Origin of the sequence: Kribbella sp. NBC_01505 (genome assembly GCF_045040285.1) — a bacterium.
GTDB lineage: Bacteria > Actinomycetota > Actinomycetes > Propionibacteriales > Kribbellaceae > Kribbella.
Genome location: NZ_CP109425.1, coordinates 9316614 through 9331675, shown reverse-complemented (window position 1 = coordinate 9331675; position 15062 = coordinate 9316614). Strand labels below are relative to the sequence as shown.

General features: G+C 67.3%; 13 protein-coding genes. 3 read left to right on the top strand and 10 right to left on the bottom strand.

Annotated elements, in window-relative coordinates:
* The first annotated feature begins 1012 nt into the window (after positions 1-1012).
* The gene (locus OG474_RS43410) at positions 1013-1651 is read left to right on the top strand and encodes an arginase family protein (RefSeq protein ID WP_405059532.1); all 639 of its coding nucleotides are present in this window, start codon (positions 1013-1015) and stop codon (positions 1649-1651) included.
* Positions 1652-2135: 484 nt separating this feature from the next.
* Here OG474_RS43410 and OG474_RS43405 read toward each other — a convergent pair whose 3' ends face one another.
* Positions 2136-2660 carry a cupin domain-containing protein gene (locus OG474_RS43405; RefSeq protein ID WP_405059531.1) on the bottom strand — a complete coding sequence of 175 codons (525 nt, stop codon included), beginning with the start codon at positions 2658-2660 and terminating at the stop codon, positions 2136-2138.
* A 76-nt stretch (positions 2661-2736) separates the two neighbouring features.
* Here OG474_RS43405 and OG474_RS43400 point away from each other — a divergent pair, with 76 nt between their 5' ends.
* Positions 2737-3045 carry a winged helix-turn-helix transcriptional regulator gene (locus OG474_RS43400; RefSeq protein ID WP_405059530.1) on the top strand — a complete coding sequence of 103 codons (309 nt, stop codon included), beginning with the start codon at positions 2737-2739 and terminating at the stop codon, positions 3043-3045.
* Here OG474_RS43400 and OG474_RS43395 read toward each other — a convergent pair.
* The 9 genes from OG474_RS43395 to OG474_RS43355 are packed head-to-tail and all read right to left on the bottom strand — an operon-like array spanning position 3042 to position 13055.
* Positions 3042-4241, bottom strand: a complete 1200-nt coding sequence (locus tag OG474_RS43395) for an ROK family protein (RefSeq protein WP_405059529.1) — start codon at positions 4239-4241, stop codon at positions 3042-3044. The genes OG474_RS43400 and OG474_RS43395 overlap by 4 nt on opposite strands.
* 25 nt (positions 4242-4266) lie before the next feature.
* Positions 4267-5958 carry a chaperonin GroEL gene (gene groL, locus OG474_RS43390; RefSeq protein ID WP_405059528.1) on the bottom strand — a complete coding sequence of 564 codons (1692 nt, stop codon included), beginning with the start codon at positions 5956-5958 and terminating at the stop codon, positions 4267-4269.
* A 38-nt stretch (positions 5959-5996) separates the two neighbouring features.
* Positions 5997-7022, bottom strand: a complete 1026-nt coding sequence (locus tag OG474_RS43385) for an NAD(P)-dependent alcohol dehydrogenase (protein WP_405059527.1) — start codon at positions 7020-7022, stop codon at positions 5997-5999.
* Entirely contained in the window at positions 7019-7714 is a 696-nt protein-coding gene (locus tag OG474_RS43380; protein WP_405059526.1) for an iron-sulfur cluster assembly protein, read from the bottom strand. The genes OG474_RS43385 and OG474_RS43380 overlap by 4 nt, the downstream gene beginning before the upstream one ends.
* Complete coding sequence (locus OG474_RS43375; protein ID WP_405059525.1) at positions 7714-8757, bottom strand: amidohydrolase family protein; 1044 nt, start codon at positions 8755-8757, stop codon at positions 7714-7716. Before OG474_RS43375 ends, OG474_RS43380 begins: the two co-directional genes overlap by 1 nt.
* A gap of 16 nt (positions 8758-8773) precedes the next feature.
* A complete protein-coding gene (mimD, locus tag OG474_RS43370) occupies positions 8774-9148 on the bottom strand; it encodes a propane 2-monooxygenase effector subunit MimD (protein WP_405059524.1) in 375 nt (124 codons plus the stop codon).
* Positions 9145-10329 (bottom strand): hypothetical protein, encoded by a 1185-nt coding sequence (locus tag OG474_RS43365; RefSeq protein ID WP_405059523.1) that lies wholly within the window; start codon positions 10327-10329, stop codon positions 9145-9147. Before OG474_RS43365 ends, mimD begins: the two co-directional genes overlap by 4 nt.
* Positions 10326-11405: an NADH:ubiquinone reductase (Na(+)-transporting) subunit F gene (locus OG474_RS43360; protein WP_405059522.1), complete on the bottom strand. Its 1080-nt coding sequence runs from the start codon at positions 11403-11405 to the stop codon at positions 10326-10328. The genes OG474_RS43365 and OG474_RS43360 overlap by 4 nt, the downstream gene beginning before the upstream one ends.
* Before the next feature lie 3 nt (positions 11406-11408).
* On the bottom strand, positions 11409-13055 hold the full coding sequence (locus OG474_RS43355) for a hypothetical protein (protein WP_405059521.1): 1647 nt from the start codon (positions 13053-13055) through the stop codon (positions 11409-11411).
* Between the two features lie 203 nt (positions 13056-13258).
* Here OG474_RS43355 and OG474_RS43350 point away from each other — a divergent pair, with 203 nt between their 5' ends.
* Positions 13259-15052 (top strand): sigma-54-dependent Fis family transcriptional regulator, encoded by a 1794-nt coding sequence (locus tag OG474_RS43350; protein WP_405059520.1) that lies wholly within the window; start codon positions 13259-13261, stop codon positions 15050-15052.
* The last annotated feature ends 10 nt before the right edge of the window (positions 15053-15062 follow it).

Below are 15062 nucleotides of genomic sequence, written 5' to 3'. Positions count from 1 at the left end.
AGCGGAGCACCGCCTGCTCGCGGAGGCCGCAACCACAGCGTCGGATTGGCGTGCGCCACACGATCCCGGCCGGGTGCCACTGCATCGGGATGGCCGTGCGCCGGATGATGCTCGGCTGGGCAACCGCAACGGCCGATCAACCGGGCATCGCGTGGCCTACGCGCGCGATCGCGGTGTCGGTTGGCCGTGCACTGGTTGAAGCGTCGGGTTGGTGTGCGTCACACCATCCGGCCGGGCGTCACTGATCCGGGATGGCTGTGCGCCGGATGATGCTCGGTTGGGCGACTGCAACGGCCGATGAACCGGGCACCGCATGGCCTGGGCTCGTGATCACGGCGTCTTGGCCGCGGACTGTTTGAAGCGTCGGGCCGGCGTGCGTCACACGATCCCGGCCGGGTGTCACTGATCCGGGATGGCCGTGTGCCGGATGATGCTCGGTTGGGCGACTGCAACCGCAACCGCGACGCGACCGCGACCGCAACCGAGGAGCAGCCGGGCACCAGATAGCCTGCGGCTACGGGGTCGGTTGGCCGCGCACGGTTCGGTCGGGAGCCTGCGGCTTCGGCGTCGTTTGGCCGCGCACCAGGATGACCATGGGGGTCGCAGCAGTAGCCCGTTACGCGGGCGACGGTGGAGTTGGTCGTGTGGGAGCTGGTTGCGCGCAGCAACTAGCTGCCTCGGCTGCGGGCGTTGGCAACATGCTTTGGGTGGCTGGCGACTAGCCGTCTGGTGCTTGGCTGACCGAGTTCATGACTGGCTGTGAAGTCAGGCGGTGGCGAGCTTCTGGTGAGTTCGGGTCGTCTGGCCGGTGTTGGGCTGGGGATACACGAATGTTTGTTGCCGCTCTGTGGCAGGCAGAACTTCCGGGGTGTCCGGTTCGCGGCCGGGGTACGGGTGCGGTGGTTGTTCGGCGCTGTGGCCGTTGGGATGACAGGGGGTTGGCGACGTCGGTGATCGGGTGAGCGTGGCTGAGCTTCTGGGAGCTGGCGGGTGCTGATCGCTAGGTCTGCGGATGGTTGCTGCTGCGACCACGGGCCGGCGGTTGCGGGTGACGGAGATGTGGTTGCTATTCGCCTTCGCTATTGGATCGGCTGGTGAAGTTGGGGCGTGTTTTGATGCGGGGATGATGACGGTGTTGGAGGTTGGGCAGTGGCAGGGGTCTAGCTCGCCGGTGGCTGGGGGGCGGGGGCTCGGTGGGCGGCTGGGGTGGTGCCGGGAGAGCGAGTGGTGGTGGGGATACGGGGGGTTTGGGGAGGGGCGAAGGCGCTTGATGTGGTGGTTGAGAATGCTGGGTTGGTGCGGGAGGTGCTGGCTGCGAGTGGGGGGGCCGGCGGTGACGGTTGGAGGGGACTGTGGGGTGGATCTGGCGCCGATCGCGGCGGCGCGGGAGCGGTATGGCGATGAGCTCACGGTGTTGTGGCTGGATGCGCATCCGGATGTGAATCGGCCCGAGACGCTGCCGTCGGGGTCTTTCCATGGGATGGTGCTGGCGACGTTGCTCGGTGATGGTGCGTCGGCGTTGGTTCCGGAGGATCGGTTGGTGCCGGGGCAGGTGGTCTTGGCTGGGGTGCGTGCTTACGCGGGCGTGGAGACGGGAGAGCGCGATCCCGGCGAGGATCGCGCAGATGCTGAGGTCGTAGCGGCCGCCTAGGCCGATGACTACGTCGAGGGCTAGGAAGGCGGCGGCGATCAGGGCTAGGCAGAGGGCGCTGGCGGCGATGAGGACCGGGATCGGCGGGACGTGGAACTCGGCTGAGCCGAGTGGGACGAGAATCGCGAAGACTGCACCGGCGATGGCCAGGCCGAGCCGGCCGGTCCAAGGGGTGTCGCGGTGGGACGGGTAGAGGCGTTCGACGATGACGATCGAGGTGCCGATGCTGACGGCGATGTGGTAAGTCGTCAGATGCGAGGCCAGTAAGAGGTTCGTGTGCCAGACGACGCTAGTTGTCGACACCGGACTCGCTCCAGAACTTCGGGTCGAAGAAGAAGCGGCCGATCATCAGGGCCAGGTTCCACGGCAGCAGCAGATCGAGCGGAGCCGTTGCCGTCGCAAGTCAATCACCGGCCGGCGCCGGCGTCGTACAACTGAAGGCTTGGTGGGTGTGACCGAAGTTGGCGTAGAGTGGGTTGATGTGTCAACTCAAGTCGGGGAGGTCGATGGTGCGGGCGAGTTCGGACATGGTGGCGAAGCGGGCCAGTTGCTCGTCGGTGATGGTGGCGGGCGGGAGTTCGCCGGGGACGGCGGGTTGAGCGTGGTCGGCGATGACGGATTCGACGCCGCCGGGGGTGAAGAAGAACAGCATCTTGGCGGCGTGGTTGCCGATGTTGTGGAAGCGGTGCCGGACGCCGCGGGGGATGTGCACGAAGTCGCCGGCCTTGGCGAGGAAGGTTTCCTCGCCGTCGAGGAACTCGAGTTCGCCGGACAGCAGGTAGAAGGTCTCTTCCTCGTCGGGGTGGGCGTGCGGCGGCGGGCCGCCGCCGGCGGGGACGGTCGCTTCGATCAGGCCGAAGCCGCCGTGCGTCTGGTCCGCACGGGCTTTGATCGTGTAGATGTCCCCGGCCGCCCAGACCGTCGGGCCGGTTCCGGAGGGCACATAGAGCGCTCCCCGGCGGAACCAGGCGGGGTCGTCGTGCGGGAGATCGGACCAGGGAAAGCTCATGTCAGTCAGCGTGCGCGCGACGGAAGCACGCCACAAGAAGGCAGTTTCGCGGCACCAGGTATCAGAAAGGGAACCCATGGAGCAGAAGTCGTGTGACGAGGTGCGGGAGGTTCTCGCCCTGATCGGCGAGAAGTGGTCGCTGCTGACCCTCTTCGAGCTGCGCGACGGATCGGTGCGCTTCAACGAGCTCCGGAGAATGCTCTCTCCGATCACCCAGCGGATGCTGAGCGCGAGCCTGCGCAACCTCGAGTCGGGCGGCCTGGTGACGAGGACCGTCTACCCGACCGTGCCGCCCCAGGTCGAGTACGCCGCCACAACAGCGGGGAAGGACCTCCTCGCGATCGTCGGCCAGGTCGAGGGCTGGGTAGCGACGTACCGCACCTAAGACCCCGGTACGGCGAGCAAATCGGCGAGCACCGTATCGAGCGCCATCCGGGCCGCGCCAAGGGCGACCGAGTCGGCCCCCATCGTGGAGGTCAGGACCTCGATCGGGAACAGCGCCAGCCGGGCCAGCTCGCGCCGGAACGGTTCGGCGATGATCGCGCCACCGCGGGACATGCCGCCGCCGAGCACGATGACCTCCGGGTCGACAGCCAGCGCCAGTACGGCGGCGCCGCGGGCCAGCACCTCGGCGAACTCGATCAGCACGCGCGAGCTCTCGGGATCCTGCAGCGCCGCCGAGGCGATCACCAGCTCACCCTCACGCCCCGACGGAAGGCCGGCCGCATCCGCCAACGCGGCGCCCCGAGCATGCAGTTGGTCGACCGCAGCCTCCCAGCCGAGCAACGGCCAGGTACCGATCTCGCCGGCCGCGCCGTGGTGACCCTGGTGGACGTGTCCGTTGATCAGTACGCCGGCGCCCGCCCGATGCCCGGCGAACATGTACACGATGTCGCGGTGTCCCTGCGCCGCGCCCTTCCAGTGCTCGGCCAGCGCCGCGAGCTTGACGTCGTTCGCCACCGCGACCGGTACGCCGAGCCCCGCCGACAGCTCGGCGGCCACATCGACGTCGGTGAATCCCGGCAGCGAGTAGACCGCCAGCCCGGAACCGATCGGCCCATCGCGAACGTCACGCGCAGCCTCGCCGGCCCGGAGTGCGCCAGTGACGCCGCAAGCGGCGTTCGTGATCTCAGACGCTCCGAGACCGGCTTCATGCCAGGCGGCGCGGGTGACCTCGACCGCGGCACGCAGCCTGGCCGGTGCGTCCAGCGACGGGTCCAGCTCGACCCGCTGGGTCGCGAGCGCGGTGCCGCGAAGGTCGGTGACGACAGCCATCGCCTTGTGCGCGCCGATGTCGATCCCGCTGACGTAGCCGGACTCGGCCCGGAAGCGGAAGTGCCGAGCCGGGCGTCCGGCGCCGCGGTTCACTGCCGCCAGCTGTCGCGGGGGAGCGGTCTCTTCGACCCGCCCCTCCGCGATCAGACCTGCGAGCAGCTCCTCGGCAGTCGGCCGGGACACCCCGACGACATCGCGCAGCTCGCGCGGTGTCAGCGACTCCGCCTGCAGGAAGGCATCCAGAGCTGCTGCGGCATTGAGCTTTCGCAGCAGCGAGGAATCACCCGATCGTCCGTCCTGTGGCACCCACTGAGCCTACTATCCGACCGACCTAGCCGACCGACGGCCCGAGCCCAAGGGACTGCGGTGTGCTCGAGTCGGGCGACGGCTGGTGCAGGCCTTCGTCCAACGCGCCGTACTCGGTCATCAGGGCCGCGCTCCCGCCCCACGGTGTCTGCTCCTCGGCGATCAGCGTGTTGGTGGTCAGCAGCAGCCCGGCCACCGAGGCGCCGTTCTGCAATGCGGAGCGAGCGACGCGGAGCGGGTCCACGATGCCCATCTGGAGCATGTTCCCGTAGACGCCGTCCAGCGCATCGAAACCGTCGTCCACCCCCATGGCCGACGTACGCTCCAGGACTTCGCCGCCGTTGTAGCCGGCGTTGGTGGCGATCAGGTACGCCGGTTCCCGCAACGCCCGGCGGACTATCGCGACTCCGGTCGCGTAGTCGTCCTTGACGTCGAGATCGTCGAGGGCCGAGGCGGCATGCAGGAGGGCCATGCCGCCACCGGCCACGATGCCCTCGGCCATGGCGGCCCGGGTCGCGGAGAGCGCGTCCTCGACGCGGTGCTGCAGTTCCTTGAGCTCGGCCGGTGTCGGCGCCCCGACCCGGATCACCGCGACCTTTCCGGAGAGCGCACCGATCCGCTCGGTCAGCACGTCTTCGTCGACCCCGAACGACGCACGCTCGAGCTCGGCCCGCAGCTGGGTCAGCCGGAACTCGACCTCCTTCTCGTGCCCGGCCTGAGCCACGACCGCTGTCCGGTCGGCGTTGACGCGGATCTGGTCCGCGCGGCCGAGCTGATCCAGCGTCATCGTCTCCAGGCTGAACCCCGAGTGCCGGCTGTAGACCGCGCCACCCGTGATCGCGGCGATGTCCTCCAGCTTGTGCAGCCGCCGGTCTCCGAAGCCAGGTGCTCGAACAGCCACACACTGGAAGAGCCCGTTCACGTGGTTGTGCACGAGCATGCTGAGAGCGGTTCCCTCGAGGTTCTCCGCGATGATCACCAGTGGCCGCGGAGCGCGCATGATCTTGTCCAGCAGCGGCATGATCTCCTGGATCTTGGTGATCTTCTCGCTGCACAACAGGATGTACGGATCGTCCAGCACTGCCTGCATGCTGCCCGGATCTGTCACCATGTACGGCGACAGATACCCGTTGTCGAACTCGAATCCCTCGACGAAGTCCACCCGCATCCCGTACGTCGCGGACTCCTCGACCGTGACGATGCCGCCGTCGCCGATCGTGTGCAGCGCCTTCGCGATCACCGCGCCGACCAGGTCGTCGTCATTGGCCGAGATCGCGGCCACCCGCGCCAGATCGTGCTCGCTCTGCACCGGATGCGCCACCTCGCGCAACCGCTCGACAAGCTTGCCCACGGCAAGGTCGATACCCCGTTTCACCAGAACGGGGTTGCCTCCTGCCGAGATCGCCGTCATCCCCTCGTGCACGATCGCCTGCGCGATCACGGTCGCCGTCGTCGTCCCGTCACCGACGATGTCGTTGGTCTTGATCGCGGCTTCCTTGACCAGTTGCGCACCCATGTTCTCGAACTGGTCCTTGAGGAAGATCTCCCGCGCGATCGTCACCCCGTCGTTCGTGATGACGGGCGACCCGGTGATCTTCTCCAGGATGACGTTGCGCCCTTTCGGGCCGAGCGTCGTCTTCACCGCATCCGCCAGCTGATCCACTCCCGCCAGCAGCAGATCGCGAGCCTGAGTGCCGAACCGCAGTTCCTTGGCCATGAAAAACCCTCCAGAAAATCAGTCAGGCAGCGCCGGATTCAAGGAATGAGAATTGCGCGGCCACGCACGCGGCCGGCGTCGAGATCGGCGATCGCCTCAGCGGCCGCGTCGAGGGGATAGGCCCGGGTGTGCAGGGTGACCTTGCCGGCCTGGGCGAGCGCCATCAGCTCGGCCAGTTCGTTGTAGGTGCCGACGATGTTCCCGATGATGTTGCGTTCGGTGGAGATGATGTCCAGGGTCGGGATCTGCACCTGGCCGCCGTACCCGATCACGAAGTACGAACCGCCCGGTGCCGTCATCGCGAAGCCGTCCTGCTCCGCACCCTGCTCAGCCACAAAGTCCAGTACGACGTGCGCGCCCGCTCCGTCCGTCAACGACTGCACGGTCGCCACCTGGTTGCCGTCCGCAACAACCGTCTGATCGGCCCCGAGCTGCTCGGCCAGTTTCAGCGCCTCGGGATTGCGGTCCACCACGATGATCCGCGTCGCGGTCAGCGCGGACAGGCACTGGATGCCGATGTGCCCGAGACCACCCGCGCCGATCACGACAGCCGTCGTACCGGGCCAGAGCAGCGGAATCGCTTTGCGTACAGCGTGGTACGCCGTGATGCCGGCATCGGCCAGCGCAGCCACGTCCTGTGGGCGGGTGCTCGGATCGAGTTTGACGCAGGCGCGTGCGGAGGTGAGGAGGTACTCCGCCATCCCGCCGTCGCTGTCGAGTCCCGGGAACGTGCTGGCCACGCAATGCATGTCGTCGCCGGCCCGGCAGGCCCGGCACAACCCGCAGGTCGGAGTCGGGTGCAGGATGACGGTGTCGCCGACCGCGACGTTGGTCACGGCGGAACCGATCTCCGAGACCCAGCCCGCGTTCTCGTGGCCGATCGTGTAGGGCAGCGGCGGGTGCATCGCCGCGTCCCACTGACCTTCGATGATGTGCAGATCGGTCCGGCACACGCCCGCGCCACCGATCTTGACGACCACGTCCAGCGGGCCCTTGACGGACGGTTCCGGTACGTCCTCGACGACCGGCTGCTGGTGGTATCCGTGCAGTCGAACGGCTTTCATCCCTGCTCCTCCTCCGGGTACCGGTGTGCGAGCATTCCCCTGCAGATCCCGGTGTTGGCCTCGATCCCGGTCCGGGTGAGCCGGGCCAGGCCCAGGTACTTCGGCGCTCCGGCCGCGGCGATCGCCGTACCGGTGGCGGGGTCCATCAGCAACGGTGCGTCTTCGCCGGCCGGCAACCCGAGCTCGGACCGCCGCCGTCGCAGGCGATCGAGCTCCGGAGACTCCGGTACGTCGGCCAGCGTCAGCCGACTGAGCTCCGCCGGATCGGTGCCAGCGGCAAGCAACGGCCGGACCACCTGGTCGGTACCGGCCAGCATCGCCTTGGTCACGAACGTCCGCCGCAGCTCGTCCAGTTCGGCGGCCGCCTCGCCGTCGAAGCTCGCGACGAAACCGGCCCGCGCCGCGACCCCGGCATTGATCTGTGCGCCGGCGAAGTGATCCTCCAGGACCACGTCGACGCTGCGGATCTCGGGCAGCGCGGCCAGGACGTCGTACGCGTCGGCGACCATCAGGAAGGCGAAGTTGGCCGCGCAGAAGTACGTCGGGAGCCGGAGCCGGACGGCGACGTCGCCGGCTGCCGACACGTGGCAGGACGCAACGAACCCGAGCGTGGTGATCGGCTCGTCCAGCTCGGGATCCCGGACGCGGTCCAGGGCGCTCAGCACCCTGGACCGCTCGATCGTCGCCGTCATTACCGGGTGACCAGCTTCGCGTCGTCCGGTGCCGCCGGGGTGGCAGCGGGAAGCTGCAGCTCGTCGGGCACCTTGATGTCGTACAGCTTCGCGGCGTTCAGCCCGAGGATCTTCTTCTTGCCCTCGACGCCCAGCCGCGGGTAGTCGGCGAACTCGGGAGCGTCCGGGAACTCCCAGTCGACGAAGCCCTCGATCTGCCACTTCGGTTCCCAGATGCCGTAGTCGCTGCCGAAGGTCATCTTGTCCTCGCCGACCCAGAACAGCAGCTCGCCCATCACCTTGGCGAAGAAGTGCGGCCGGGCGGCCATCAGACCGCCGATCACCACCGACAGACCGGCGTACACGTTGGGCTCCTGCGTCGCCATGAAGCAGAAGTCCTCGATTCGCGGCAGCCCGACGTGCTCGACGATGAAGTTGAGCTCGGGGAAGTCGGTCGCGGCGTGATCCACATCGGCGACATCGAACGCGTCCTTGTCCAGCGGCCAGATCGTGGGGCCCTTGTGCACATGGACGTTCTTGATGCCCCACTCCTGGGCCTTCTCCAGATACCGGTACGCCGAGGGGTCGGTCAGCTTGTAGCCGCGCGAACCGTTGTTCCACTCGGCGGTGTACAGCTTGACGCCGATCGAGCCGTACCGGTCGATGTTCGCCTTCAGCTCGACCAGGCCGACGTCGCCGTCGCGGGGATCGAACCGGGTGTTGTGGACGAACTTGCCCGGGTGCTTCTCACCGAGCCCCGCGTTCTTCTCGGTCGTGTTGAAGCCGTCGGCGTACCACTCCTTCAGATAGGTCGGCTGGAAGACCGCGACGTCCACGTAGCCGTCCTCGAAGACGTCCTTCATCAGGTCGTCCTCGGTGTAGCTCATGAACTTCTCGATCGACCAGTGCGTCTCCTTCGGGCCCAGGCTCTGGTAGGCGTGGAAGCACTCGATCCAGCCCTTGGCGTACTGTTCGGCGCCCGGCACCCAGTTGTCCGGTCCGGCGTCCCAGAAGTGCATGTGGCTGTCGACCACGAAGTACTTCTCACCGTTCTTCTCGTACACGGGCGATGTCCTCTCTCTATTCAGTTGCCGACAGGTCGAAGCCGATGTACTCGGCCGCGTCCTCGGGATTGGCGAACATGATCGTGCGGTCGTCGAGGTGCACCATCCGCCCGTAGTGGGTGGACATGTTCTCCTCGAACTCGGCCGCGTCGTAGTAGCCCGGCTCCTGGCCGAGCGCCTCGGAGATGTCGTCGTAGACGAAGTCCATCCGGCCGATCGCGTCGACCCGGATCATCGACGGCAGGGGCGTCACGGTGACGTTGTCCAGACCGCTCATCACCTCGGCCACGACGGCGCCGACCTGGTTGTTCATCAGCGTGACGCCGCACTTGTTCGACGCGGTGTTGTCGGACTTGAACGGGCTCTCGCTCGTCGTCTTGAGCGTGGTCACTGTGCCAACTCCTTCGGTTCCTGGAGGCCGAGCGAGGTGACGATCCCGCTGAACCTGCTCTTGACCCGGTCGAGGCCGTCCTCGAACCGCGGCGGTTTCGCGTCCGGCTGCGACCACAGCGGCTGCAGTGTGCGGGCCGCGGTCAGGGCGTGCCCGGTCCAGGTGGCAAGCCACTCCTGCAACAGGGCCTTGTTGTGGTCGGCGAACTCGCGGTCGTTGCTGAGCAGCTCGAACATCGCCGTGGTGTAGCGCAGGTCGCGCTCGGCGAAGTCGTGCTCGCCCGCGCCGATCACCGTCGGGGTGACGAAGTCACCGTTGCGCGGCGCAGCCTGCTGGACCAGCTGGCTGCGGAACAGCTCACCGACCAGCGGCTCGAAGACGACGTTCGCGGCGAAGATCGCCTCACACCAGTCGTCGATCCCGGTCAGTCGCTCGGCAAGATCACGCACGCCCTGCCAAGCCGGATCCGAGTTCCACGTCTCCAGGTGCGCCGTACCGTCGAAGCCTTCGATCTCCTCCGACAGCGTGAGGTTGTAGAGCGCGAGGTCCTGCGCGGCACGGATCCGGTGCATGCTGTTCACCGAGATCGCGTTGTTGTGCATGTTGGTGGGCGCGCGCCGGTTGGCGTTCGCGTACAGGTACAGGCCGAGACCGTGGTCGACGTGCATCCAGGCGCCGACGTGCTGCTCGACGAAGCGGACCCAGTTCGGGTTCCACTGCTCGAACGCCTTCGACAGCTTGGCGGACTCGATGTTCTGGTTGACCTGGCGGACCACGTTCGAGTTGTTGCGGTAGAAGGTGAGTTCCCACTCCTCGTTCGGGTCGCGGAACTCGTGCCAGCCGGTCGCCGGCCATTCCTTCACGAACATCCCGCCGCTGCCCGGTCCGCGCTGCGGGGACTCCTTGTCCTGGCCCCACGCCTTCAGCGCGGTCCAGTCCAGCGGATAGCCGCCGCGGCCGTCGGAGAAGCCGTACAGCCAGCCCTGGCTGAGGTAGTGCCGCGGGTCCGGCTGGACATCGACGGTCACGTCCTCGTACAGGCTCTGCTTGCGCTTCTGCGGCTTGTAGTAGTTGTACTGCCGCGACGACGAGTCCGGGAAGACCCGTGCGCCCGCCTCAGCATCGGTGAAGACCGGCTTCGGCACGCTCCGTTCGGGAGCGGGATTGTGTGTGGTGGTCATCGGCTCTCTGCCTCCAGCACCTTCGGGTCACCGGCATCGCCGGTCGTGGTGAACTTGTCGTAGTAGATGTGCTTCGGTACGACGCCCAGTCCCTCGAGCAGGGGGATCGCGGCCTCGACCATCGGGGGCGGGCCGCAGACGTACGCGTCGGCGCCCTTCAGGTTCGGTTCGTGCTTGCGGACCACATCCGTGATCAGCCCGCTCTCGCCGTCCCACTCCTCCTCGGACAGGGCCGGCACGTACCGGAAACCGGGCAGCGTCGCTTCCAGTGCTCGCAGTTCGTCGTGGAAGCACAGGTCCTGCTGCTTGCGCGCGCCGTAGTAGTAGGTCGCCTGGCGTTCGATCCCGCGCTCCGACATCGTCCGCAGCAGCGACAGGATCGGCGCCATCCCCGCACCACCGCCGACGAACACGATCCGCGAGCCTGGGTTGTCCCGCAGGGTGAAGACCCCGAAGGGTCCGGTCAGTTCCAGTTGGTCCCCGACCTTCAGTTGCTGGTCGAGGAATTCGGAGAACACGCCACCCGGATAGATCCGGATCACGAACTCGAGCTGGCCCCCCTCACCATTGACACCGCCGCGGCTGGATGTGTTCGCCATCGAGAACGACCGGCTGGCTTCCGTCCCCGGCACCGTGATGTCGACGTACTGGCCGGGGAAGAACTTCAGCTCACCTTCGTCCCCGGTCAGTCGCAGCACCAGGTGCCGCAGGTCGTGGGTGACCGGGGTGATCGCGACCACCTCGGCGACCCGCTCCTGGATCGGCAGCCCGGAGCGGATCATCTCCTCGTCGTAGTTGAGCAGCTCGATCGTGAGGTCCTCGTAGGCGTGGGCGCGGCACAGCAGCGTGTAGCCCTCGTCCAGCTCGTAGTCCGGCAGCGCGAACGTCGAGTACCGATCGTGCTCGATGTCGTCACCGTCGAGAACGAACGACTTGCAGGAGGCGCACTGCCCCTCCTTGCAGCCGTGCATGAGCATCACGCCCTGCTCGGCCGCGGCGCGGAGGATCGTCTGATCCTCCGCCACCTCGATCTCGATGCCGACGGGTTCGAACCGTACGACGTGTTTGCCGGTCATCCGTCAGTCTTTGCCGGGACGTCCGCCGGGACCACCCTTGACGTAGCGGGCGGCGAAAGCAGTGCGCTCGGCGTCGCTCATCTCGTTCAGCAGCACGTTCGGGCTCGCCAGCGGCGGGCACTTGCGCAGGTCGTCGAGGGTCCACATCTCCTTCGGGTTCAGGTCCAGGTGCGGCTGCGCGACCATCGTCTTGCCGTCGTCGCGGACGAAGCCCATGTCGGAGACGACGTCGGCCCAGTTCCAGCCGTGGTAGAGCGTCTCCCATTCGCGGTGCCCGATCAGCTTGCCCATGTTCGGCGTCTGCCGGCCCTGGTACGTCGGCCGGAACGCGGTCGCGTCGGTCCACTTGCACATCTCGTGGCAGTACGTGCGCCACTGGCCGTCGACCTTCTCCATCACCATGTCCTCACGGACCAGGCACGGCACCATGCAGGTCCAGCAGCGGTGCGGGTACTCGTAGTCGACCTCCTCGAAGACGATCGGCTTGTTGCCGTGCGGCTTCGAGAGCCGGTTGTAGTTCTCCCACCAGGCGCCGTACTTGTCGTACCAGCCCGGGTACTTGTACTCGAACCACTCGAAGTCCTTGTCGTCCATCGGGTCGATCCGCCAGTAGTTGGCGAGCCAGCCGGTGGCGAAGAACTGGGCGACCTCGTGTACGTAGCCCTTGTTCCAGATCTGGTTCCAGGACTCCTCGATCAGGTCGTGCGGGATCTCCAGGCCGTACTTCTCCAGCGGCACCAGGTAGCTGCGGTAGTAGTCGTCGTAGATCCAGCGCCGCCACATCTCGGCGTACGATTCACGGTCCTTGCGGCGGTCCTTGGTGCCGTACTCGATGAACGTGCCGATCGCGGCGTCCACGACGCGGTGGTTGTTCCACCAGGCGTAGCGCAGGTCGCGGGCCAGCAGCTGGTGGTTGCCCTCGTCGGCGAGCGCCATCAGCAGCGTCGCGTAGCCGTTGCTGATGTGCCGGGACTCGTCGGACTGGACCGAGTGGAACACCGTCGGCAGCAGGTAGTCGCCGTTCGCGGCGGCCTCGGCCGGCATCGCGACGAACAGCGTGTTGGTGAACGCGGTCTCGGCCACGATCGTGAGGTAGATACTGGCCGCGGTGATCGCGTCCCCGGTGATGAACCCTTCGGCGAACTGCCGGCCGATGGTGCCGCAGTAGTCGCTCTGGAAGTTGCGCAGGCTGGAGTTGAAGCCCGCCGGGTCGATGTAGTTGTTCATGTACAGGCGTTTGAGGTTCTGCTGGATCGTCGAGTGCCTGACCTCGTCGATCATCTGGATGGCCTGCCCGTTGTGCAGCTCCGGGTTCGGAACGGTCCGGAACAGCAGCGGCATCGCCCGCGCGGCGGAGATCTCCGGCAGCGGGATGATGCTCAGGAACAGCTTCTGCCATTCCAGCCAGCGCTCCTGCACCTGCCGGAACATGTTGCCGCGGATCGCTCCGTCGGAGGCGCCGTAGACGCGGTGGTCCTTCTCCTCCTGCATCGGGAAGTACGACCGCAGGACCTGCTTGAGCGGGTCCTTCTTCTGCGCCTTGCGGAACGTGTAGTCGGTCCCGTACTGGGAGACCGGCTCGTGGTAGGCAGGCTCCCAGGACAGCTCCTGGATCTTCTGGTGGGCCTTGGCCACACTCTGGCGACTCATGGCACTCCTTACGTCGCTGGGGTTGCTTTGAAGTAGATCGCCGGGCCGGCCGCGACGAGGTCTCAAATTGAGATGGCGGTCAGGCCTCGCCGAACATGGCCTGCCGAGTTCGGACGGCCGCCGGTACGCAACGGATGTCTCAATCTGAGACCCCCGATGTGGCGAACTGCACTAGTCTCAGGAGGGTGCAGTGGGGAGGCCCTGTGGATGAACTCGCACTGACCACGAAGACCAGCGGGCGGGTCGCGAAGGCCCGGCTGAACTTCCTGACGCTCGAACCCGTCGGCAGCCATGACGTGCGGCCGACGATCCTCGCGTCCTGGGTGCGCTCCCAGAGCTGGAAGCTGCCCGCCGACCGGATCGCCCTGCCGTACGTCGCCGATCGGGATCTCGAGCTGCCGTTGGCCCGCAGCGCCCGACCGGTCCTGCAGCAGCTGCACGAGAACCTGGACGGCCAGGCGATCAGCATCATCCTGACCGACCGCACCGGCCTGGTTCTGGAGCGGCTGACCGCCGACGCCGGTCTCGGCCGGCACCTGGACAAGGTCCATCTCGCGCCGGGTTTCAGCTACGCCGAGGAGTTCGCCGGGACCAACGGCATCGGTACGGCGCTCGAGGGTGGCGGTCCGATGCACGTGTTCGGGCACGAGCACTACGCGGAGGACCTGGAGGATCTGGCCTGCGCCGGCGTACCGATCAAGCATCCCGTCACCGGGAAGACGGTCGGTGCCATCGACCTGACCTGCTGGCGGAAGGACGCCGGGTCGCTGCTGATCGCGCTGGCGAAGACGACCGCCGACAACATCCGCGCGGCGATCCTGGCGGACAGCTCCACCCGCGAGCTCGCGCTGCTGCAGGCCTACCGGCACAGCAGCCGGCGGCTCGGTGACATGGTGCTGGTGGTCGACGACGACCTGCTGATGATGAACGCCCAGGCGCGCCAGTTCTTGGACGCTGCCGACCAGCGGGCCGTGCTCGGGTACGCAGGGGAGAGCCTTGCTCGCACTGCGTCGTCTGGGGGTGGGGCGGACTCCGTCGCGGCTGAATTGCCGTCCGGGACGTGGGTCCGGATCAACTGCCGTCCCGTCGACGGTGGTGCGCACGGCTCGGCGGGGCTGGTCCAGGTGAGCGTGCTGGGGCAGGTGCCTTCCATCGAGAGCCACCGACCGCCGTCGCGACCGCTGCTGCCTGGCCTGGTCGGCCGGAGCGCAGCGTGGCTCGGCAGCAGTCGTGAGGCCGACAACGCCTGCCAGGCGCGGCAATGGGTTGTGCTGACCGGCGAGCGTGGTGTCGGCAAGGTCGCATTGGCCCGAGCGGCTCATCAGCAGAACGATCCCGGCGGTCCGTTGCGCGTGGTCGACGCTGCGACGCCCGGCTTCGCCCTTGAGCTCGAGGCCGAGCTGGCCGACGACACCCTGCACACGCTGGTGATCCGGCACGCCGAGCGGCTTGACGCCCGGATGGTCGACTTCACGGTCGACACGCTGTACGGCGTACTGGAGCGGCGTCCGTCGAGTCTGCCGTGGGTCGTGCTCACGCTGACACCAGATGAGGTTGAGCCACCAGATCTGGGTGATCTGCTCACGTTGTTCCCGTTGACGGTGGACGTGCCGCCGCTGCGGCATCACATCGAGGACGTGCGCGAGCTGGTGCCGTACTTCCTCGATCGGCTGAGCCATGGCGAGCTGAGCTGCGGTCCGGACACCATGCGGCAGCTGATGCGCTCACCGTGGCCTGGTAACACGGCAGAGCTGTGTCACGTGCTGCAGCAGGTCGTCGCCAGGCGTCGGCGCGCCGGAGTGATCACGCCCGGCGACCTGCCGGCCCGGGTGCAGGCGATCAGCCGACGCAGTCTCAGTCAGCTGGAGGCGCTGGAGCGGGACGCGATCGTCCGGAGCCTGCTGGCCAACGACGGGCACAAGGGCCGCGCGGCCAAGTCGCTCGGGATGTCCCGCGCGACCATCTACCGGAAGATCCACGACTACGGCATCCAGTAGCTTGGGGCCT

Excerpts from the sequence above, each read along its gene's own strand:
- OG474_RS43410 (WP_405059532.1), top strand. The coding sequence starts at position 1,013 with ATGGTTGCTGCTGCGACCACGGGCCGGCGGTTGCGGGTGACGGAGATG.
- OG474_RS43405 (WP_405059531.1), bottom strand. The coding sequence starts at position 2,660 with ATGAGCTTTCCCTGGTCCGATCTCCCGCACGACGACCCCGCCTGGTTC.
- OG474_RS43400 (WP_405059530.1), top strand. The coding sequence starts at position 2,737 with ATGGAGCAGAAGTCGTGTGACGAGGTGCGGGAGGTTCTCGCCCTGATC.
- groL (WP_405059528.1), bottom strand. The coding sequence starts at position 5,958 with ATGGCCAAGGAACTGCGGTTCGGCACTCAGGCTCGCGATCTGCTGCTG.
- OG474_RS43385 (WP_405059527.1), bottom strand. The coding sequence starts at position 7,022 with ATGAAAGCCGTTCGACTGCACGGATACCACCAGCAGCCGGTCGTCGAG.
- OG474_RS43380 (WP_405059526.1), bottom strand. The coding sequence starts at position 7,714 with ATGACGGCGACGATCGAGCGGTCCAGGGTGCTGAGCGCCCTGGACCGC.
- OG474_RS43365 (WP_405059523.1), bottom strand. The coding sequence starts at position 10,329 with ATGACCACCACACACAATCCCGCTCCCGAACGGAGCGTGCCGAAGCCG.
- OG474_RS43360 (WP_405059522.1), bottom strand. The coding sequence starts at position 11,405 with ATGACCGGCAAACACGTCGTACGGTTCGAACCCGTCGGCATCGAGATC.
- OG474_RS43355 (WP_405059521.1), bottom strand. The coding sequence starts at position 13,055 with ATGAGTCGCCAGAGTGTGGCCAAGGCCCACCAGAAGATCCAGGAGCTG.